The 20430-nt window shown below is 42.9% G+C and carries 20 protein-coding genes; 2 read left to right on the top strand and 18 right to left on the bottom strand.

Annotated elements, in window-relative coordinates:
• Positions 1-11: 11 nt before the first annotated feature.
• Positions 12-2708, bottom strand: a complete 2697-nt coding sequence (locus tag HT718_RS02140) for a cation-translocating P-type ATPase (protein WP_173266961.1) — start codon at positions 2706-2708, stop codon at positions 12-14.
• Between the two features lie 307 nt (positions 2709-3015).
• On the opposite strand from HT718_RS02140, the gene mntE reads away from it, so the two are divergent.
• Positions 3016-4200: a CDF family manganese efflux transporter MntE gene (mntE, locus tag HT718_RS02135; protein WP_173266959.1), complete on the top strand. Its 1185-nt coding sequence runs from the start codon at positions 3016-3018 to the stop codon at positions 4198-4200.
• A 36-nt stretch (positions 4201-4236) separates the two neighbouring features.
• Here mntE and HT718_RS02130 read toward each other — a convergent pair whose 3' ends face one another.
• The 8 genes from HT718_RS02130 to cdaA all read right to left on the bottom strand — a co-directional run bounded on the left by HT718_RS02130 (position 4237) and on the right by cdaA (position 12507).
• Positions 4237-6108 (bottom strand): ABC-F family ATP-binding cassette domain-containing protein, encoded by a 1872-nt coding sequence (locus HT718_RS02130; RefSeq protein ID WP_173266956.1) that lies wholly within the window; start codon positions 6106-6108, stop codon positions 4237-4239.
• On the bottom strand, positions 6105-7304 hold the full coding sequence (locus tag HT718_RS02125) for a CCA tRNA nucleotidyltransferase (protein WP_345889944.1): 1200 nt from the start codon (positions 7302-7304) through the stop codon (positions 6105-6107). The genes HT718_RS02130 and HT718_RS02125 overlap by 4 nt, the downstream gene beginning before the upstream one ends.
• Positions 7301-8068, bottom strand: coding sequence for a 4-hydroxy-tetrahydrodipicolinate reductase (gene dapB / locus HT718_RS02120; protein ID WP_173266952.1), 768 nt, complete (start codon positions 8066-8068; stop codon positions 7301-7303). The genes HT718_RS02125 and dapB overlap by 4 nt, the downstream gene beginning before the upstream one ends.
• Positions 8069-8223: 155 nt before the next feature.
• Positions 8224-9072, bottom strand: a complete 849-nt coding sequence (locus tag HT718_RS02115) for a DegV family protein (protein ID WP_061088284.1) — start codon at positions 9070-9072, stop codon at positions 8224-8226.
• Between the two features lies 1 nt (position 9073).
• Positions 9074-9448 (bottom strand): DUF1149 family protein, encoded by a 375-nt coding sequence (locus HT718_RS02110; RefSeq protein ID WP_140834617.1) that lies wholly within the window; start codon positions 9446-9448, stop codon positions 9074-9076.
• Between the two features lie 73 nt (positions 9449-9521).
• Complete coding sequence (glmM, locus tag HT718_RS02105; RefSeq protein ID WP_173266950.1) at positions 9522-10874, bottom strand: phosphoglucosamine mutase; 1353 nt, start codon at positions 10872-10874, stop codon at positions 9522-9524.
• A gap of 24 nt (positions 10875-10898) precedes the next feature.
• Positions 10899-11663, bottom strand: a complete 765-nt coding sequence (locus HT718_RS02100) for a CdaR family protein (protein WP_173266948.1) — start codon at positions 11661-11663, stop codon at positions 10899-10901.
• Positions 11650-12507: a diadenylate cyclase CdaA gene (cdaA, locus tag HT718_RS02095; RefSeq protein WP_049540841.1), complete on the bottom strand. Its 858-nt coding sequence runs from the start codon at positions 12505-12507 to the stop codon at positions 11650-11652. The genes HT718_RS02100 and cdaA overlap by 14 nt, the downstream gene beginning before the upstream one ends.
• Before the next feature lie 138 nt (positions 12508-12645).
• On the opposite strand from cdaA, the gene HT718_RS02090 reads away from it, so the two are divergent.
• A complete protein-coding gene (locus HT718_RS02090; protein WP_173266947.1) occupies positions 12646-13614 on the top strand; it encodes an NAD(P)/FAD-dependent oxidoreductase in 969 nt (322 codons plus the stop codon).
• A gap of 33 nt (positions 13615-13647) precedes the next feature.
• Here the strand turns inward: HT718_RS02090 and whiA are convergent, their stop codons facing one another.
• The 9 genes from whiA to HT718_RS02045 all read right to left on the bottom strand — a co-directional run bounded on the left by whiA (position 13648) and on the right by HT718_RS02045 (position 20053).
• Positions 13648-14559 carry a DNA-binding protein WhiA gene (gene whiA / locus HT718_RS02085; protein ID WP_173266945.1) on the bottom strand — a complete coding sequence of 304 codons (912 nt, stop codon included), beginning with the start codon at positions 14557-14559 and terminating at the stop codon, positions 13648-13650.
• Positions 14556-15533, bottom strand: a complete 978-nt coding sequence (locus tag HT718_RS02080) for a YvcK family protein (RefSeq protein ID WP_173266943.1) — start codon at positions 15531-15533, stop codon at positions 14556-14558. Before HT718_RS02080 ends, whiA begins: the two co-directional genes overlap by 4 nt.
• On the bottom strand, positions 15530-16420 hold the full coding sequence (rapZ, locus tag HT718_RS02075; protein ID WP_153226033.1) for an RNase adapter RapZ: 891 nt from the start codon (positions 16418-16420) through the stop codon (positions 15530-15532). Before rapZ ends, HT718_RS02080 begins: the two co-directional genes overlap by 4 nt.
• A gap of 51 nt (positions 16421-16471) precedes the next feature.
• Positions 16472-16852: a RidA family protein gene (locus tag HT718_RS02070; protein WP_001140420.1), complete on the bottom strand. Its 381-nt coding sequence runs from the start codon at positions 16850-16852 to the stop codon at positions 16472-16474.
• 10 nt (positions 16853-16862) lie between these two features.
• A complete protein-coding gene (yihA, locus tag HT718_RS02065) occupies positions 16863-17450 on the bottom strand; it encodes a ribosome biogenesis GTP-binding protein YihA/YsxC (protein ID WP_173266942.1) in 588 nt (195 codons plus the stop codon).
• A gap of 8 nt (positions 17451-17458) precedes the next feature.
• Positions 17459-18691: an ATP-dependent Clp protease ATP-binding subunit ClpX gene (gene clpX / locus HT718_RS02060; RefSeq protein WP_012972566.1), complete on the bottom strand. Its 1233-nt coding sequence runs from the start codon at positions 18689-18691 to the stop codon at positions 17459-17461.
• 36 nt (positions 18692-18727) lie between these two features.
• A complete protein-coding gene (locus tag HT718_RS02055) occupies positions 18728-18898 on the bottom strand; it encodes a hypothetical protein (RefSeq protein WP_000442260.1) in 171 nt (56 codons plus the stop codon).
• Positions 18898-19404 carry a dihydrofolate reductase gene (locus HT718_RS02050; RefSeq protein WP_173266940.1) on the bottom strand — a complete coding sequence of 169 codons (507 nt, stop codon included), beginning with the start codon at positions 19402-19404 and terminating at the stop codon, positions 18898-18900. The genes HT718_RS02055 and HT718_RS02050 overlap by 1 nt, the downstream gene beginning before the upstream one ends.
• A 130-nt stretch (positions 19405-19534) precedes the next feature.
• Entirely contained in the window at positions 19535-20053 is a 519-nt protein-coding gene (locus HT718_RS02045; protein WP_020900578.1) for a Dps family protein, read from the bottom strand.
• Positions 20054-20430 lie beyond the last annotated feature (377 nt).

The raw sequence follows: 20430 nt of genomic DNA, 5'->3' as shown, positions 1-20430 counted from the left end.
AGAAACCTCCCTTATATCGCATTCTTATCAAAGCCGAGTTTGCGTTGGATAAATTTAACGATTTCGACGATGATAATCATTGAGAAGCTTCCAGCCATGACAATTCCCCATTGTGACAAGTCTAGTTTGGTTACGTGGAAGATTCCTTCAAGCGGTTCTACGACAATTGTTGCCATAAGAAGGATGAAGGATACCAAGATGGACCAGTTGAAAGTCTTAGACTTGAATGGTCCAACTGTCAAGATGGACTGGTAAACAGACTTGACATTGTAGGCATGGAAGAGCTGAATCAAACCAAGGGTTGCAAAGGCCATAGTAAGGGCATCAGCATGAATAGCATGATTATCACCCACATGTACTGGGTAAGCAATCGCAAGTCCATAAACACTCATAACAAGGACTGCTTGGAGTACACCTTGATAGATGATAGAAGTCAGAACACCACCTGAGAAGAAGCTTGCCTTACGACCACGTGGTTTATGGTTCATGACACCAGGCTCAGCAGGTTCAACACCTAGTGCAATTGCTGGGAAAGTATCGGTTACCAAGTTGATCCACAAGAGATGAACTGGCTGCAAGACATCCCAACCAAACAAGGTTGATAGGAAGATGGTTAATACTTCAGCAGTATTGGCAGAAAGTAGGTACTGAATAGTCTTTTGAATGTTTGAGAAGACCTTACGTCCTTCTTCCACTGCAACAATGATAGTCGCAAAGTTATCATCTGCAAGAATCATGTCAGAAGCTCCCTTAGAAACCTCTGTACCAGTGATTCCCATACCGATACCGATATCGGCTGTTTTCAGAGCTGGCGCATCATTGACACCGTCACCTGTCATGGCAACGACTTTACCTTGTTTTTGCCAAGCCTTCACAATACGAACCTTATGTTCTGGAGATACACGGGCATAAACAGAGTATTGACCAACTACTTTTTCAAAGTCTTCATCTGACAGTTCGTTGAGCTCAGCACCAGTTAAAACGTGTCCTTCTGTATCATTTGCATCAATGATTCCCAAACGTTTAGCAATAGCTTCTGCAGTGTCTTGGTGGTCACCTGTAATCATGATTGGACGAATTCCCGCTTCCTTAGCCACACGAACAGCCTCAGCAGCTTCAGGACGTTCAGGGTCAATCATCCCAATCAAACCAGTAAAGATTAAATCATTTTCAAGCTCTTCAGAAGTCAGGTTTTCTGGAATGCTGTCAATAATCTTATAAGCACCTGCAAGGACACGCAAGGCTTGGTGGGCCATTTCAGAATTGTTTGTATGAATGAGGTTTATAACCTTTTCGTCAATCGGAGCAATATCCCCAGCCTTGTCACGAAGTACACAACGTTTCAAAAGTTGGTCTGGCGCACCCTTAACTGCTACAAGGAAACGACCATCTGGCAATGGGTGAACCGTGGACATGAGCTTACGGTCAGAGTCAAATGGCAACTCAGCTACACGAGGATATTTGTCTAAAAATCCTTTGACATCGTAGCCCTTGTCCAAGGCATATTGAATGAAGGCTGTTTCGGTTGGGTCACCAATCAGGTTGCCATCCACATCGATTTTCGTATCATTGGCCAAGACAACTGAACGAAGAAGAGGCATTTCAAGACCTAGCTCAATGTCATCAGCTGAGTCATGTAGGACTGCATCGTAGAAGACTTTTTCGACGGTCATCTTGTTCATGGTCAGCGTACCAGTCTTATCAGAAGCAATGATTTCTGTTGAACCAAGTGTTTCTACTGCTGGCAACTTACGAACAATAGAGTTTCGTTTGGCCAAAACTTGAGTACCAAGGGCAAGAACGATGGTCACGATAGCTGGAAGCCCTTCTGGGATAGCTGCAACAGCAAGCGCAACAGAGGTCATCAACTCACCAAGTGGATTTTTACCTTGAATGAAAACACCCACTACAAAAGTAACAAGGGCAATGACCAAGATTGCATAGGTCAAGACCTTAGAAAGGTTGTTCAAGTTTTGTTTAAGTGGTGTATCCGTCTCATCCGCATCTTGGAGCATGCCAGCGATATGACCAACTTCCGTGTACATACCTGTATTGACAACAACACCAAGACCACGACCATAGGTTACGTTAGAGTTTTGGAAGGCCATATTGACACGGTCACCAATACCAGCATCTGCAGCAAGTTCAACTGTCAAGTCTTTTTCAACTGGCACAGACTCACCTGTAAGAGCTGCTTCTTCGATTTTAAGAGAGTTGGCTTCTAGTAAACGTAGGTCTGCAGGTACTACATCACCAGCTTCAAGGGCAACGATATCTCCAGGTACCAATTCTTTAGAGTCAATCTCCGCCATATGACCATCACGCAGAACGCGGGCAGCTGGACTAGACATGGACTTGAGTGCTTCGATAGCTTCTTCGGCTTTTCCTTCTTGGTAAACACCAAAGGCAGCATTGATGATTACCACTGCTAAGATGATAATGGCATCTGCGATATCTTCCCCACCAGAAGTCACGACTGACAAGATTGCTGCCGCAACTAGGATGATAATCATCAAATCCTTAAATTGCTCGATGAATTTGACTAGGATTGATCGTTTCTCGCCTTCTTCGAGTTCATTGTGGCCAAATTCGGCAAGGCGCTTTTCAGCCTCACTTGATGACAAACCTTGCTCGGTCGCATCCACAGCCTTCAAGACCTCTTCAGGACTCTGAGTATAAAACGCTTGGCGTTTTTGTTCTTTTGACATGTGTCTCCTCCTTGACATTGTGTGCAAAACAGACTCTCTTTTCCTCATCGTATCTTTTCACGACAAACAAAAAGAGACCTGTTAATCATAACAAGTCTCGCTGTTTAAGATAGTGCCGGAAAGCATACTTTTTCAGTATAAAATTCGGAATGACGACACTATCACAGGTTTCTGCCAGCTACTCCCTTGAGTAGTTCTATTATACCAAATTTTGGGAAGTTTTAAAAGAGTAAAAACTACCTTATTTGAATTTTCCCTTGAAAACCAGTATAATGGTAGAATGCTATATGACCAGAAAGGAAGTTGAATGAAGCAATCTATTTCAAATCTCAAGTTAGCTGAGCGTGGGGCCATTATCAGTATTTCGACCTACCTGCTCTTATCTGCAGCAAAATTGGCTACTGGGCATCTCCTTCATTCATCCAGTTTGGTGGCTGATGGTTTTAACAACGTCTCGGACATCATTGGAAATGTGGCCCTCTTAATCGGGATTCGAATGGCGCGCCAGCCTGCAGACCGTGACCACCGTTTTGGTCACTGGAAGATTGAAGATTTGGCTAGCTTAATTACTTCCATCATCATGTTCTATGTCGGTTTCGATGTTCTAAGGGACACCATTCAAAAGATTCTCAGCCGAGAAGAAACGGTCATTGATCCTCTGGGTGCAACTCTGGGAATCATTTCTGCAGCGATAATGTTTGTTGTTTATCTCTACAATACTCGCCTCAGTAAGAAATCTAACTCCAAGGCTCTGAAGGCAGCTGCTAAGGACAATCTTTCTGACGCTGTCACCTCACTTGGAACCACCATTGCCATCCTGGCTAGCAGTTTCAATTATCCCATTGTGGATAAACTGGTTGCCATTATCATCACTTTCTTTATCTTGAAAACTGCCTATGATATCTTCATCGAGTCTTCCTTTAGCCTTTCAGATGGTTTCGACGACCGTCTACTTGAGGATTATCAAAAAGCCATTATGGAAATTCCCAAAATCAGCAAGGTCAAGTCCCAAAGAGGTCGCACCTACGGTAGCAACATTTACCTAGATATCACGCTGGAGATGAATCCTGACTTGTCGGTTTATGAGAGCCACGAGATTGCGGATCAAGTCGAGTCTATGCTGGAAGAGCGTTTTGGAGTCTTTGATACCGATGTCCATATCGAACCAGCACCTATACCTGAGGATGAAATTTTAGACAATGTCTATAAAAAATTGCTTATGCGTGAACAATTGATTGACCAAGGAAATCAACTGGAAGAACTCTTAGCTGACGATTTTGTCTATATTCGCCAGGATGGAGAGCAGATGGATAAAGAGGCCTATAAAGCTGTAAAAGAATTGAACTCTGCTATCAAGGACATTCAAATCACTTCCATCAGTCAGAAAACCAAACTCATCTGCTATGAATTGGACGGAATTGTCCATACTAGTATCTGGCGCCGTCACGAAACTTGGCAAAATATCTTTCACCAAGAAACCAAAAAAGAATAGAGAAATCCTGTCATGAGACGGGATTTTTCTATTCTTCTAGCTATCAAATTCACTTAGGTATTCATAGCGTTCGTATTTTTCAAGGAGTGCTTCGTTCTTCTCATCCACTTCTTTTTGAAGAGTCGCTAGCTTACCAAAGTCAGAGCCGTTTGCCTGCATCTCCTCTTCAATAGCAGCGATACGATTTTCCAAGGCTTCAATATCGTCTTCGATACTTGCCCACTCCTGCTTTTCTTGATAAGTCATGCGTTTCTTGTCTTCTCGAACCTTGACCACTTTTTCCTTTTCGGCCTTTTGAACTTGATTGGCCATCTCTGTTTCAAAGGCTTTTTCATCAAGGTAGTCGGTGTAATGACCAAAGAAAGGACGAATCTTACCATCTTCAAAAGCGAGAATCTTGGTCGCTACCTTATCCAAGAAATAGCGGTCGTGGCTAACTGTCAAGACAGGTCCTGCAAAGCCCTGCAAGAAATTCTCCAAGACTGTCAAGGTTGCAATATCCAAATCATTGGTTGGCTCGTCCAAGAGGAGAACATTTGGTTTTTCCAAGAGCAGTTTGAGGAGATACAGACGTTTTTTCTCTCCCCCAGACAATTTCTCAATCAAGGTTCCATGCGTCGAACGTGGGAAGAGGAACTGCTCCAGCAGCTCTGCAATCGAAGTCGTAGAACCACCGCTGGTCTTGACCTCTTCTGCCACTTCCTGCAAGTAATTGATCACTCGCTTACTTTCATCCAAACCCTCAATTTGCTGAGAGAAATAGGCGATGCGAACAGTTTCCCCAATCACAACTTGACCTGCTGTCGGCTCAAGACTTCCTGCAATCAAGTTGAGGAGGGTTGATTTCCCCACACCGTTGTCCCCGACAATTCCAATACGGTCTTTGGCCTGCACCAAGAGATTAAAATCTTGCAAAATGGGCTTGTGTTCATAGGCAAAGGAAACATCCTGAAACTCGATGACTTTCTTCCCAATACGACTGGTTTCAAAGTTCATGGTCAAGTCTGTCTCAGCAGTACTGCCTGAAACTTCCTTTTTCAGGTCGTGGAAACGATTGATACGAGCCTGTTGCTTGGTCGCACGCGCCTGCGGTTGTCTGCGCATCCAGGCCAATTCTTGCTTATAAAGTTGTTCTTTTTTATGAAGTAGAGCTGCATCGCGCTCATCCTGTTCCGCCTTGAGGCGAACATAGTCCTGATAATTCCCTTGATACTCGGTCAATCCTGCGCGATCCAACTCGAAAATCCGTGTTGACAAAGCATCCAAGAAATAACGATCGTGGGTGATGAAGAGAACTGTCTTCTTGGAATTTTTCAAAAAGAGGGTCAGCCACTCAATAGTCGCAATGTCTAGATGGTTGGTTGGTTCATCCAAAAGCAAGAGGTCGTGATTGCCAAGTAAAACTTGCGCCAACTGGACTCGTCTTCTCAGACCACCCGACAAAACTCCAACAGGAGTTGATAGGTCTTGAATTCCAAGTTTACTTAAAACAGTCTTGACCTGGCTCTCAATTTCCCAAGCTTGGAGAGAATCCATCTCTGCCATGACACGTTCCAAACGCGCCTGCTTGTCCTCACTATAGTTGAGCATGAGGAGTTCATACTCACGGATGAGCTGGATTTCCTTGAGGTCACTGGATAGAACCGTATCCAAAACCGTCTTGCTATCATCAAAATCAGGATCTTGGGTCAAGTAGCCAATCTGGTAATCGTTCTTCGCTGAAAAGGGACTGACATCCCCATCAAAGCCAGAAACACCAGAAAGGACATCCAAAAGGGTGGTTTTACCCGTTCCATTTACACCGATTAGACCAATTCTATCCAAGTCATGGATGATAAAGGAAATATCCTTAAAAACAGTCTTGTCACCGACGGATTTAGTTAGTTTTTCAACGATAAAATCACTCATTTTTTCTCCCTCAGATAAGCATGGATGGCTTGACGGTCATTTTCCAATTCTCCATCGACAATGGCATATTCAATCTCTGTTAAAATCTCTCCCAAATCTGGACCTGGTTGATAGCCATATTCCTTGATCAAAATACCACCATTAATCTGAATTTCTTTCTTGTCATGAATGGTCAAGCTCTGGTAGGTTTCTGTGATGGCTTGCGGGTTAACTTCTTTTCCTTGAGCCTGACGAAGATTTTCAGCTTGTAAAAGCAAAGCCAAGTCAAAGCGATAACAATCGCGCTTGCTCAATTCTCCCTTTTCACGCAAGACCAAAATAGTCAGTAAATCCTGTACCTGCTTGGCAAACTGACGTGAGGTCTTCCAAGCCTTCAAAAAGGGCTGCGCATTTTCAATCTCCAAAGCCCACAGTAGAGCCGCCCAGGCTTGCTCTGAAGATTCAAAGGTGAAATTAGCCTCCAAATCAAACAGTCTGTTGAGCTTGTCTTGGCTAGATGCCATATCAGGGAGATAGTCATAAGCTTGACTCTCAATCATGGAAGCCAAGCCCCTTCTCCAAAATGGAGCCAACAAGAGTTTATCAAACTCAACAAAAGTACGTTCTACAGAAATTTTCTCCAAAAGTGGCGTCAAGGTCTTCATAGCTTTAAAGGTTTCTGGCTCAAGTTCGAAGCCAAGACTGGCCTGAAAACGGAAGCCACGCATAATACGCAAAGCATCTTCGTTGAAACGCTCACTAGCCACTCCAACTGCTCGCAAAACTTGCTTTTCCAAATCTTCTAAACCATGGAACAAGTCAATGATTTCCCCTGTCTCGTCCAAGGCAAAGGCGTTGACTGTGAAATCACGGCGTTTGAGGTCTTCTTCTAGCGAACGAACAAAGGAAACCGCACTGGGTCTGCGATAGTCCACATAGACATCTTCTGTCCGAAAGGTGGTTACCTCATACTCCTCATCCCCATCTAAAACCAAGACGGTTCCATGCTCGATTCCGATATCGGCTGTTCGCGGAAAAATCTGCTTGGTCTCCTCTGGATAGGAAGAAGTCGCAATATCCACATCGTGGATGGGACGATTGAGAAGGGCATCTCGAACAGAACCCCCAACAAAATAGGCCTCAAAACCTGCTTCTTTAATTTTTTCTAATACTGGTAAAGCCTTCTGAAATTCAGAAGGCATTTGCGTTAATCTCATAATAAGTGTTCTAATCCATAGACAAGCTCATGACGCTTGACAACTTCTTTAATTCCCAAATTCACCCCTGTCATGAAGGAGCTGCGATCATAGGAGTCATGACGGAGGGTCAATCCTTCTCCCTGATTGCCAAAGATGACTTCCTGATGGGCTACCAAGCCTGGTAAACGAACTGAGTGAATACGCATGCCATCAAAGTCAGCACCACGGGCACCTGCAATCAATTCTTCCTCATCAGGCACACCTTGATGGATTGACTCTCGAACTTCCGCCATCAACTCAGCTGTTTTAATAGCTGTTCCACTCGGAGCATCCTTTTTCTTGTCATGATGGAGCTCGATAATCTCCACATTTGGGAAATATTTAGCCGCCTGCGTCGCAAATTGCATAAGCAAGACAGCACCCAGGGCAAAGTTAGGGGCAATCAAACCACCCAAATCTTGTTCACAAGAAAAATCTTTTAGCTCTGCAATTTCTTCACTAGTAAAGCCAGTCGTTCCAACTACTGGAGCAAAGCCATTTTCAAGAGCAAAGCGTGTATTTTCATAGGCAACAGTTGGAGTAGTAAAATCTACCCAGACATCCGCTTCAAAGCCTGCTAAATCAGCCTTATCCTTGAAAACAGGAATTCCTTGCCATTCTGATTCAGACTCAAAGGGATCCAAAACTGCTACCAAGTCCAAGTCTGAATCATCCAAGACCATCTGACAAGCAGCTTGGCCCATCTTTCCCTTAAAACCAGCAATAATTACTCGAATACTCATCTCTACTCCTGTCTAAGATACAAAGCCTGTAGGAACACAAAGTGAAAATAGGAGTTCTGATCAAGGAGCGTCTACTCCTTGGAAGAACTATCTTTTTCACACGGGGTTCCAGGCGTGTTCAACTGCTAACTTCTTAACTAGTCTAAAAGTGCCAACTAAATCACTGGAATATAACCCAGAGCAATACTTCCTGCTCCTAGGTGAGTTCCAATGACACTACCAAATGTAGCTAGTGAAATATCCGTACCCACTCCAGATTCAAGCAAGTGTTGACGCAATTCTTCAGCCTTTTCAGGAGCATTTCCATGAATGACAATGACCCGATATTGGCCTGAAGCTGTTGTTTCCTTAATGATTTCAATTAAGCGCTTGGTTGCTTTCTTTTCAGTACGAACTTTTTCGTAAACTTCAATCACACCTTGATCGTTAAAATAAAGGATTGGCTTAATGCTTAGCAGATTGCCCAAAATCGCAGCCCCATTTGAAAGACGTCCACCTTTCACCAAGTGGTCCAAATCATCTACCATGATAAAAGCTGACGTACGGCTGATTTGAATGGCTAGCTTATCCTGAATAATGGCAAAATCATCGCCCTGGTCTCGCCAGTTAAAGACACTTTCAACCATAATACCCAGCGGAGCACTTGTAATCAAAGTGTCTGGGAAAGCAATGGTCAAGCCCTCATAATCATCCACCATATACTGGATATTTTGGTAAAAACCTGAAATTCCAGAAGATAGGAAAAGCCCCAAGGCATGGGTATAGCCTTGTTCTTTGAGCGAAGTTAAGATTTCATCTAACTTGGCAATGCTTGGTTGACTGGTCTTAGGCAATTCAGAAGCCTGAGCCATTTTTTGATAAAATTCCTCAGCAGTCAGATTGATGCCTTCAACATACTCCTCACCATCAATATTGACAGGAATATCCAAGACAAACAAATCTTCTCTTTGCAAGGTCTCTGTACTGAGAAAGGCAGAGGAATCTGTAATAACAGCTAGTTTCATATTAGAACTCCAAATTGATTCCTGGTAAGTCTAATGCAATTTCAGTCACTTCATAAGTCAAACGATTGAGCATATTCAAACATGGACGAGCCAAAGTTTCCACTTCTTCTTGGCTCAATTCACTTGGTTCATTGACAATACGACCATCGATATGGTTCACCTGTGAAATGGTTCCACTAATGACAAACTTATCAAATACAATCATAAAACTCAAGACAACAATTAAGGAAGTCACTTGATTGTCTTGGTCATGTTGGAGCAATTGGAAGTTTACATCCACCTTGGTTTCAGGAGCTCCATTCTCATTTTCCCATTCAAAATTACGCGCATCAAAATGATACTGACTAACAAATTCTTGTTCACGTTTAAGATTCATGTCTCTCTCCCTTAGCTACAATATTATAAGCTATTGTACCATAATTTTTTATTTTCATCTAGTTTTCTAGGATTTAGTCAATCCCAATTTCAGCTCGAACTACATCAGCGATGGTATCAACATAGTAGTCCACTTCTTCTGTTGTAGGCGCTTCTGCCATAACACGTAAGAGGGGCTCTGTTCCACTTGGGCGAACAAGGATACGGCCATTTCCTGCCATTTCTTCTTCCATCTTCTCAATGATGGCCTTGATAGCTGGCACTTCCATGGCATTTTCCTTCATGGCATTTTCCACTCGGATATTGACTAATTTTTGTGGATAGATGGTTACTTCTGCGGCCAGCTCTGACAAGCTCTTACCAGTTTCTTTCATGATTTTCGTCAATTGGACAGCTGATAATTGGCCATCACCTGTGGTATTGTAATCCATCAAAATCACGTGCCCAGACTGTTCTCCGCCAAGGTTGTAGCCTGATTTTCTCATTTCTTCAACAACGTAGCGGTCACCGACTGCAGTGACTGCCTTGTTAATACCTTCACGGTCCAAGGCCTTGTGGAAACCAAGGTTAGACATAACAGTTGTCACGATTGTATTTTGGGCCAATTGTCCTTTTTCAGAAAGATATTTTCCGATGATGTACATAATCTTGTCACCATCAACGATATCGCCATTCTCATCAATCGCAATCAAACGGTCACTGTCTCCGTCAAAGGCCAAACCGATAGCAGCACCGCTTTCTTTGACCACTTCTTGAAGGGCTTCTGGGTGTGTAGAACCAACATTGAGGTTAATGTTAAGACCATCTGGTGTTTCCCCGATAACCGTCAATTGGGCACCAAGGTCTGCAAAGATTTGACGGGCACTTGTAGACGCTGCACCATTGGCTGTATCCAAGGCAACCTTCATTCCTTCAAGGGGAGTTCCAGTTGAAACCAGATAGCTTTCATACTTACGCAAACCTTCTGGATAATCTACCAAAGTTCCCAAACCTTCTGCACTTGGACGAGGAAGAGTATCTTCCGCAGCATCTAGCAAGGCTTCAATTTCCGCTTCTTTTTCGTCATCTAGTTTGAAGCCATCACCACCAAAGAACTTGATTCCATTATCAAGGGCTGGATTATGGCTAGCAGAAATCATGACACCTGCACTTGCTCCTTCAGTTTTGACCAAGTAAGCTACTGCTGGTGTTGCCAGAACGCCTAGTTTGTATACGTGAATCCCAACTGAAAGAAGACCAGCTACCAAGGCAGATTCTAGCATTTCTCCTGAAATACGTGTATCACGTCCTACAAAGACTTTCGGCGCTTCCGTTTCATGTTGACTAAGAACATAGCCTCCAAAACGTCCTAATTTAAAAGCCAATTCTGGCGTTAGTTCTACGTTAGCTTCTCCACGGACTCCATCAGTCCCAAAATATTTACCCATTTTTATAAAATCCTTTTTCTATTTTTAATTCGTTTTTGAACTAGTTGCTTTCGTTGACGAAGACGTCTCCGACGAACTGCTTGTGCTTGAACTTGGTGATACTGGTTTTGTAGTCACCTTCATTGTTGTATCAAACGGAGTGATTACTACTGGTAAGACAACCCCGTTGCGGTCGATTGCCTGCAAAGGTACTGAACCACTATAATTACCTGTTATGCGTTCGCTGGTTGGTAAAAGCGCAATAACTTTGTCAATCTTAGCTAATGTTTCCTGGTCAGTTGTGACCAAAACGCGTTCATTCGACACGGTTACACTATCAATTTGTAGCTTGGGATCAACCTGGCTTTGGTCAACTTGTGGCACAACAAGCATCCCATCTCGTTTAACCTTCTTCCCAACTTTCACTGTTATCTTTTGAGGCGTTGCCACAGCGGTCAATCCACTAGGAAGATTTTCAATGTTTAAAGGAACTTCAATCGTTCCAATACTAACATCTGTCAAATCCGCTGTCACCTTGAACTTACGAGTACTTTCCTGCATTTCGCTTGCCAAGGTCACACGATTGGCTCCTGTCAGCACAACAGAAACCTCTGATGCAAATCCGCTAATAAAATACTGGTCATCATCATAGTGAATATCGATGGGAATATTTGCTATCGTATTGGTGTAGGTTTCCGATTTTACCTGCCTTGCGGTATTGCTATTTTGAAAGTTGGTCGACGTTGCATAAATGAATAAGACACAAGCAAAAAAGAGAGATGAAATGATATATAGACTATTTTTTCTCATATTTCCAACCTCCTAGCAAACGGTCCTTGAAACTGACTTTTTCCTCAACTGCTGGCAAAAGAAGAGTTCGTAGCTCTGCTTCAAATTCTTCAAGAGTCAAATCATGCTTGAAGACACCATTGTAGGTAATAGAGATACCACCTGTTTCCTCTGAGACGATGAAAGTCAAGGCATCGGATACTTCTGATAAACCGATAGCCGCCCGGTGTCTGGTTCCAAATTCCTTGGAAATCCCTGTACTTTCTGTCAAGGGCAAATAGGCAGAAGTCACCGCAATCCGATTTTCTCTGATAATCACAGCTCCATCATGTAGGGGGGTATTGGGAATAAAAATATTGATGAGGAGTTCTGCCGAAATTTTGGCATCCAAAGGAATTCCTGTCGCAATATATTCTTGCAAGGTCCGAACCCGTTGAATGGCAACCAGAGCACCAATCTTACGAGGACTCATATATTCAACTGACTTAACAAAAGCACGAATCATTTTCTCTTCCGCACTAATTTGACTAGTAGAAAAGAAATCTGTCGCCCTTCCCAAGCGTTCCAAACCAGTCCGAATCTCTGGAGAGAAGATAACAACCGCAGCAATAACTCCATAGGTGATAATCTGATTAATCAACCAAGAAATCGTTGTTAAACCAAGGATATTGGCCACAACCTGGGCTAATACAAAGATCAAGACCCCACGCACCAAAATCATAATCTTGGTACCAGCTATCGCTTTTGTAAAACGATACAAAACATAGGTCACAATCAAAATATCAAACAGATTGACGGCAATACTCCAAGGACTAGAAAACAAGCTAGTCCAATATTGCAGGTTGGATAATTGTTGAAAGTTCATCTGCTGTCTCCTCTCTGTCCAAACACGTTCCTTTCTATTATACCATTTTTCTAGCATTTTTTTCCCTATCCTACTTCATTTTAAATTAAAGAAAAAATATGATAAAATAAACTGACTAGAAAAAACAAAGGAGAAACCATGTCTCAACTCTATGATATTACCATTGTAGGTGGTGGTCCCGTCGGGCTTTTTGCAGCCTTCTATGCCCACCTACGCCAAGCTAAGATCCAAATCATCGACTCTCTTCCACAACTAGGTGGACAACCTGCTATTCTCTACCCTGAAAAGGAAATCCTAGACGTACCAGGTTTCCCAAATTTGACTGGAGAAGAATTGACCAACCGCTTGATTGAGCAACTAAACGGCTTTGATACCCCTATTCATCTCAATGAAACGGTTCTTGAGATTGAAAAACAAGAAGAAGGATTTGCCATTACAACTTCTAAAGGTAGTCACCTGACTAAAACAGTTATCATAGCTATGGGTGGCGGTGCCTTCAAACCACGTCCTCTGGAACTAGAAGGCGTTGAAGGCTATGAAAATATCCACTACCACGTTTCCAACATTCAGCAATACGCTGATAAGAAAGTGACGATTCTTGGTGGGGGAGACTCAGCTGTGGATTGGGCTTTGGCTTTTGAAAAAATCGCACCAACTACCCTTGTCCACCGCAGAGATAATTTCCGTGCCTTGGAACACAGTGTCCAATCCTTACAAGAATCATCTGTAACCATCAAGACACCATTCGTCCCTAGCCAACTCCTTGGCGATGGAAAAATGCTTGACAAGTTGGAAATCACAAAAGTTAAATCTGATGAAACAGAAACGATTGACCTAGACTACCTCTTTGTCAACTATGGCTTCAAATCTTCTGTCGGTAACCTTAAAAACTGGGGTCTCGACCTCAATCGTCACAAGATTATTGTCAACAGCAAACAAGAATCTAGCCAAGCAGGTATCTATGCTATCGGTGACTGCTGCTACTATGACGGAAAAATTGACTTGATTGCGACAGGTCTCGGAGAAGCTCCAACTGCTGTCAATAATGCTATCAACTACATCGACCCTGAGCAAAAAGTACAACCAAAACACTCTACTAGTTTATAAAAAAGAACCACGAGTCACATAGGATTCGTGGTTTTATAGTTCATCGGCTAATTTATTTATCTTTCTGAGTCTGTGGTTGACACCACTTTTGGTCAGAGGGGTGCTGAGGCTATCTGCTAACTGCTGGATTGAGTAGTCTGGATGCTGAATCCGCAGCTGCGCCACTTCCTGCAAATCCACTGGCAGATTTTCTAAGCCCATAATATCTTTGATTTTACTGATATTGTTGATGATCTTCATGCTGGCAGAAACTGTCCGAGCAATATTAGCTGTCTCGGCATTGTTGGCCCGATTGAGGTCATTACGAGTTTCCCGCAAAATCTTTACTCTCTCAAAATCATCACGCGCCTGCATGGCTCCGATGACAATCAAGAAGTCCATAATATCTTCGGCACGCTGGAGATAGGTCACAGCCCCCTTCTTACGCTCAAGCACCTTAGCATCCAGTAAAAACTGCTGGAGAAGGGAGGCAATCCCTTGCGCGTGGTCCAGATAAACAGAACTGATTTCCAACTGGTACTTGCCTGACTCAGGGTCACGAATGCTTCCATTCGCTAAGAAAGCGCCACAGAGATAAGCACGGCCTGCTTCCTCATCCGATAAAATTGCCTCATCAATGCCTGTTTCCAGGCCAAAGAAGGAGTCCGCCAAGTGCAAATCACTCAGCAAGTCCTGTACCTTTTCATCTGTAAAAACAGTATAGACCCGATTCTTGCGAAGATTACTTCTTTGGTGGTGGCGAATTTCTGATTTGATTTCATAGAAATGGAGAAAGGACTCATAGAGGTGACGAGCCAGCTTGGCATTTTCTGTCACAACTGACAAGGTCAAGCCCGAAGTTGAGAGACCGATACTACCAGACATCTTGATAATGGCAGATAATTCATGCCGGCTCAGATGGTGTTGACCTAGGATTTCTTCTTTTACTGCTACTGTGAAACTCATTTTCTCACCTGTATAATCCGCATCAACTCATCCACAATCAAATCCCCATCGTGGAAAGCACCTCCATTTTCCAGACGAAGGAAGTTGGATGAAATCACACGCGGAACTTGCTTACTAAGACCAGCAAAATCATGGTCAACCTGCACCAAGTATTCATCAAAACGGTTGGAATTCATATATTCCTGAGGCACTTTTTCGATATTCACCAAGACAGTATCAATAAAAGGTCGGCCAAGGTGACGATGCAAGACCTCCACGTGGTCACTATCTGTAAAGTGTTCCGTCTCCCCACGTTGAGTCATGATATTGCAGACATAGGCGATTTCTGCCTTAGTTTCCAAAAGCGCCTGCCCGATTTCTTTAATCACGATATTGGGCAAAATAGAGGTAAAGAGGGAACCTGGCCCTAGGACAATCATGTCACTTTCAAGAATGGTCTGTACTACTCGACGGCTAGCCAGAGGCGTATCATCATTGAGGGTATTGCTCACATAGACATGGTCAATCATGCCTGGATGGTCTGCAATATGACTCTCTCCAGCTACTTCTGTCCCATCCTGGAAGACTGCATGAAGGGTCAAGGGATGGTCACTGGAAGGATAAATCTTCCCAGTGGTATGGAAAAATTTGCTCAGCAATTGCATGGCATTATAGGTCGAACCCTGCATTTCTGACAGGCCTGCAATAATGAGATTTCCCAGCGGATGACCAGCAAAGGCTCCAGCATCCTCAGAAAATCGATACTGAAAGACTTTCTCATAAAACTTAGGCATATCCGACATGGCCACAAGGACATTGCGAAGATCGCCTGGCGGTGTCAACTGCTGCATATTTTTTCGGAGTTCACCTGATGAACCGCCATCATCTGCCACCGTTACGATAGCAGCGATTTCCACATCTTTTTCACGTAGACTTTTAAGAATGACGGGGATCCCAGTCCCTCCACCAATCACCGTTATCTTTGGTTTTCTCATGAACGGTTTACCGTTTCCTTTCTTCGGTCTTTATCACGATGCCCTTCATTGACAGGCCAATTCTTGGATAAGTCCTGCGCCAAGCGTTTGGCAAAGGCCACACTACGGTGTTGACCACCCGTACAACCCATGGCAATGGTCAAAACTGACTTCCCTTCCTTCTGGTAACTTGGTAAAATCGGCTCAATCAAGGCCAACAAATGTTGATAAAATTCTTCTGACTCAGGATGGTTCATGACATAGTGATACACTGGTTCATCCACACCCGTTTGGTTTCTCAGTTCTGGAAGGTAATATGGATTTGGCAAAAAGCGCACATCAAAGACTAGGTCCGCATCAATCGGGATTCCATATTTAAAGCCAAAAGACATGACTTCAATACGGAAAGACTGGGCTTGTTCTTGATCTGAAAACTGCTCTGCAATAGTTTTACGAAGTTCACGTGGAGTGAGTTCAGTTGTATCCACCACATTTTGGCTCATGTTTTTCAGTGGTGCCAAGAGTTCACGTTCCAGCTTGATTCCATCCAAAATACGACCGTCTGCTGCTAGCGGGTGACTTCGTCTGGTTTCCTTGTAGCGCGCCACCAATTCCTTATCTGCTGCGTCCAAAAAGAGAATTTTGAAGTCCAGTTCTTCCTTGTTTTCCAACTCATCCAAAACAGCTTGAATCTCTGAAAAGAAAGAACGGCTACGCATATCCACTACCAAGGCCAACTTATGATCATCTTCCTTTGTTTCCACCAACTGTAAAAATTTAGGCAAGAGGGCTGGTGGCATATTATCAATAGTGAAATATCCCAAGTCCTCGAAGGACTGAATGGCAACTGTTTTGCCTGCACCACTCATCCCTGTCACAATCACCAAGTGAAGTTGTTTCTTTGTCATCTATCTCTCCTTATATCAAAAGAAGTTTGGCAGAACCAAACTTCAACTAGCTTATCCAATCTCTGCGATGACTTCAATTTCGACTTTTACATCACGAGGAAGACGAGCTACCTCCACAGCTGAACGAGCTGGAAATTCCTCTTTAAAGGCCGTTTGGTAAACTTCATTAAAAGGAACAAAGTCGTTCATATCGCTCAAGAAGCAAGTTGTTTTAACCACATGGTCAAAATCTGTTCCTGCTTCTGCCAAAATAGCACCAATGTTTTTCAAGACTTGTTCTGTCTGTTCTTGGATAGTCTCTCCAACGATTTCCCCAGTTTCAGGAGAGAGAGGAACTTGACCACTAGCAAACAAAAGGTTGCCAACGATTTTACCTTGAACATAAGGTCCGATAGCTTTTGGAGCTTTATCTGTATGAATTGTTTTTGCCATTTTCTTTACCTCACAATTTTTCTAAGATTGCATCCCAAGCTTGGTCCATCCCTGCCTTACTGACAGATGAAAAGAGGATAAAATCGTCACTTGGGTCAAAGTTTAATTTCTTTTTGATTGCTGATTCGTGCTCGTTCCATTTACCACGAGGAATCTTGTCCGCCTTGGTCGCAACGATGATAACTGGAATCTCGTAATACTTGAGAAATTCGTACATCTGCACATCATCTGCTGATGGGTCATGACGAAGGTCAACTAAACTGACTACTGCACGGAGATTTTCCCGAGTCGTTAGGTACTCCTCAATCATGCGCCCCCACTTTTCACGTTCCTTTTTGGAAACGCGGGCATAGCCATAGCCAGGCACATCCACAAAACGCATCTTGTCGTCGATATTAAAGAAGTTGAGAAGCTGGGTTTTTCCAGGTTTCCCTGATGTACGAGCGAGATTCTTACGGTTCAACATAGTATTGATAAAGCTGGATTTACCAACATTTGAACGCCCTGCAAGAGCAATCTCAGGCAGTTCATCCTGCGGATAATGAGACTTGTTCGCTGCACTGAGCAAGATTTCAGCATTGTGTGTATTAAGTTCCATAATCACCTCTAGGCTGTTTCTAGGATTGGTTTATCCGTTCCATCGACAGCTTCTTTTGTGATGCGGACCAATTTCACATTTTCCTGACTCGGTACTTCAAACATAACGTCTAGCATGGTTTCTTCGATGATGGAGCGAAGTCCACGCGCCCCTGTCTTGCGTTCGATGGCTTTATTGGCAATCTCTTGAAGGGCTTCATCGTCAAATTCCAACTCGACATCATCATAAGAAAGCAAGGTTTGGTATTGTTTAACCAAGGCATTTCTTGGTTCTTTCAAGATGCGAACCAAGTCATCAACGGTCAATTGCTCAAGAGCTGCGAAGACAGGCAAGCGTCCAATCAATTCTGGGATAATACCGAATTTTTGAATGTCTTCTGCAATGATTTCTTGCATGTAAGAGCTATTTTCATCAATCGCCTTGTTATTTTGACCAAATCCGATAACTTTTTCACCCAGACGTTGTTTGACAATTTCTTCGATACCATCAAAGGCACCACCCACGATGAAGAGGATATTTTTAGTGTCCACTTGGATCATTTCTTGTTGTGGATGTTTGCGTCCACCTTGAGGTGGTACGCTGGCAACAGTTCCCTCGATAATTTTGAGAAGGGCTTGTTGCACCCCTTCACCAGAAACGTCGCGTGTGATCGATACATTCTCGCTCTTCTTAGCAATCTTGTCAATTTCATCCACGTAGATAATCCCACGCTCTGCACGTTCAATATTAAAGTCAGCAGCCTGCAAGAGTTTGAGGAGGATATTTTCCACGTCCTCACCCACATAACCAGCCTCAGTAAGAGCTGTTGCATCCGCAATGGCAAAAGGCACATTCAAGCTCTTAGCCAAGGTCTGAGCAAGGAATGTTTTCCCTGAACCAGTTGGGCCAATCATCAAGATGTTTGACTTCTGCAAATCCACATCTTCTGACTCTTCACGCGTATCGTGGAAATTGATGCGTTTGTAGTGGTTGTAAACCGCCACAGCCAAGGCACGCTTGGCACGATCTTGACCGATTACATAGTGATTCAAGATATGGAGAAGTTCGATTGGTTTTGGAACTTCTGACAAGTCTGCCAAGACTTCCTCAGCCAACTCTTCCCGAATGATTTCCTGGGCTAACTCCACACATTCATTACAGATAAAGGCGTTGTTGCCAGCGATTATTTTTTGTACTTCTTCTTGGCTTTTGCCACAAAATGAGCAATAAACCATCATATCATTATTCCTATTTGTAGGCATGATTTCCTTCCGTTCTATTCTATACTGTCATTCTATCTAAAATAAGGTCATGTAAAAAGCATGGATACTATTGACCAAATTGGTAAAGGCATTTAACCAGAGCAGGACAGAAAGTCCATAGCGCTTTTTACGAAAAGCCTGTGCTCCTGCAAGCAAGCAGACCAAACACAGCATGGCTGTAAAAAAACCAAATATACTACGTTCCATTAGACTTCCTTTCTCTTGCGGTATTGGATGGTAAAATCATAAGGATTTTTCTCATCCTTGGTATAGGATTTGCTTGAAACTGTCTCAAAAAGAGATAAGTCAAACTCCTCAGGGAAATATGTATCTCCCTCCACCCGAGCATGGATTTGAGTCACAATCACTTCGTCAAGGTAGGGTTCAAAAGCCTGAAAAATCTGCTTTCCACCAATAATATAGAGATTCTTTTCTTGAGCCTGATACCAGTCCAGGACAGACTGGATATCCTGAAAAGTAGCAACCCCATCTATCTTTTCTTCTGGGTTACGAGTCAAAATCAAGGTCTCCCGTTTTGGAAGCAAGCGACGCCCCATCCCATCAAAGGTCACGCGCCCCATCAAGATAGCATGATTCAGAGTTGTTTCTTTGAAGTGTTGCAGTTCTGCTGGCAAATGCCAAGGCAGACGATTGTCCTTACCAATCACACCCTCTTCATCCTGGGCCCAAATAGCTACGATTTTCTTAGTCATGCTTCCATCCTTTTCACTGATAGTACTATTTTATCAAAAAACTCGAAAAAAGACTGGTTTGGAATAGCTTATAAGATAGAAAAAATCTGTAAGAAATTTCCTACAGATTTATATATATTACTATTATTTCTTACAAACCAGGTGCTTGTCCAAGTTCTGCTGCAAGCATCCAGACTGTTTTTTCAAGGTCAGCCTTAGCTCCAACAAAGATATCATTGGTTACATCATCGCCTTCTTTATCTGTCACATCCAAAGCTTCTTGGAAAAGCGTGATGAGGTAACGATAAATTTCAAGGACACGTTCCAAACTTTCTTCTACATTGCGGAACTCTCCAACTTCTTCTTCGATTTCACTATTTTGAAGGAACTCTGTCAATGTAGAGAATGGGCTACCTCCGAGTGTAATCAATCGTTCGCTGATTTCATCTAAATGACCATCAAGAGCTTCCATATACTCATCCATTTTTGGATGCCATACAAGGAAACCACGACCACGCATGTACCAGTGCACTTGGTGCAATGCCACATGGGCTACATACAAATCAGCAACAGCTTGATTCAATACTTCCTTTGTTTTTGCCAATGCTACTGGCGCTGTTTTTGTTAATGATGCTACATCTTTTACTGCTTCTTTTTTCAATTCTACCATTTTCTTTACCTCATTCATTATTTTTTGTAACCACTTCTTAATGATTACTACCTTAGTATACTACTAAGGAAAACAAATAGCAAGTCAAATGAACCACATGAGAAAAGTTGCAATAGACTGATAATTTAAGAATTTTTTAGAGAATATTAGAGTCAATTTCATGTCTATTTTTTAATAAAGAAAAGAAAAAGAATATACAAACTTCTAGCAAACTGAATAAGAATTATTAAATTGTACAGTGTATTATTGAACTACGACATTATCATCTTGATCAGCATCTTATACTCAATGAAAATCAAAGAGTAAACTAGGAAACTAGCCGAAGGCTGCTCAAAGTACATCTTTGAGGTTGCAGATAAAACTGACGAAGTCAGCTC

The organism is Streptococcus sp. 714 (genome assembly GCF_013277115.1).
Taxonomy (GTDB): Bacteria; Bacillota; Bacilli; order Lactobacillales; family Streptococcaceae; genus Streptococcus.
Note: the sequence above shows the minus strand (reverse complement) of the source record. Positions and strands in the feature narration are given on the sequence as shown.

What these genes read in the sequence shown, in the direction of transcription:
- HT718_RS02080 (WP_173266943.1), bottom strand. Translation starts at nt 15,533, where the DNA reads ATGAGAAAACCAAAGATAACGGTGATTGGTGGAGGGACTGGGATCCCC.
- HT718_RS02070 (WP_001140420.1), bottom strand. Translation starts at nt 16,852, where the DNA reads ATGGCAAAAACAATTCATACAGATAAAGCTCCAAAAGCTATCGGACCT.
- HT718_RS02130 (WP_173266956.1), bottom strand. Translation starts at nt 6,108, where the DNA reads ATGAGTGATTTTATCGTTGAAAAACTAACTAAATCCGTCGGTGACAAG.
- HT718_RS02140 (WP_173266961.1), bottom strand. Translation starts at nt 2,708, where the DNA reads ATGTCAAAAGAACAAAAACGCCAAGCGTTTTATACTCAGAGTCCTGAA.
- clpX (WP_012972566.1), bottom strand. Translation starts at nt 18,691, where the DNA reads ATGCCTACAAATAGGAATAATGATATGATGGTTTATTGCTCATTTTGT.
- mntE (WP_173266959.1), top strand. Translation starts at nt 3,016, where the DNA reads ATGAAGCAATCTATTTCAAATCTCAAGTTAGCTGAGCGTGGGGCCATT.
- dapB (WP_173266952.1), bottom strand. Translation starts at nt 8,068, where the DNA reads ATGAGTATTCGAGTAATTATTGCTGGTTTTAAGGGAAAGATGGGCCAA.
- HT718_RS02100 (WP_173266948.1), bottom strand. Translation starts at nt 11,663, where the DNA reads ATGAGAAAAAATAGTCTATATATCATTTCATCTCTCTTTTTTGCTTGT.
- cdaA (WP_049540841.1), bottom strand. Translation starts at nt 12,507, where the DNA reads ATGAACTTTCAACAATTATCCAACCTGCAATATTGGACTAGCTTGTTT.
- whiA (WP_173266945.1), bottom strand. Translation starts at nt 14,559, where the DNA reads ATGAGTTTCACAGTAGCAGTAAAAGAAGAAATCCTAGGTCAACACCAT.
- yihA (WP_173266942.1), bottom strand. Translation starts at nt 17,450, where the DNA reads ATGGAACTTAATACACACAATGCTGAAATCTTGCTCAGTGCAGCGAAC.
- HT718_RS02055 (WP_000442260.1), bottom strand. Translation starts at nt 18,898, where the DNA reads ATGGAACGTAGTATATTTGGTTTTTTTACAGCCATGCTGTGTTTGGTC.
- HT718_RS02050 (WP_173266940.1), bottom strand. Translation starts at nt 19,404, where the DNA reads ATGACTAAGAAAATCGTAGCTATTTGGGCCCAGGATGAAGAGGGTGTG.
- HT718_RS02115 (WP_061088284.1), bottom strand. Translation starts at nt 9,072, where the DNA reads ATGAAACTAGCTGTTATTACAGATTCCTCTGCCTTTCTCAGTACAGAG.
- HT718_RS02090 (WP_173266947.1), top strand. Translation starts at nt 12,646, where the DNA reads ATGTCTCAACTCTATGATATTACCATTGTAGGTGGTGGTCCCGTCGGG.
- HT718_RS02045 (WP_020900578.1), bottom strand. Translation starts at nt 20,053, where the DNA reads ATGGTAGAATTGAAAAAAGAAGCAGTAAAAGATGTAGCATCATTAACA.
- HT718_RS02125 (WP_345889944.1), bottom strand. Translation starts at nt 7,304, where the DNA reads ATGAGATTAACGCAAATGCCTTCTGAATTTCAGAAGGCTTTACCAGTA.
- glmM (WP_173266950.1), bottom strand. Translation starts at nt 10,874, where the DNA reads ATGGGTAAATATTTTGGGACTGATGGAGTCCGTGGAGAAGCTAACGTA.
- HT718_RS02110 (WP_140834617.1), bottom strand. Translation starts at nt 9,448, where the DNA reads ATGAATCTTAAACGTGAACAAGAATTTGTTAGTCAGTATCATTTTGAT.
- rapZ (WP_153226033.1), bottom strand. Translation starts at nt 16,420, where the DNA reads ATGACAAAGAAACAACTTCACTTGGTGATTGTGACAGGGATGAGTGGT.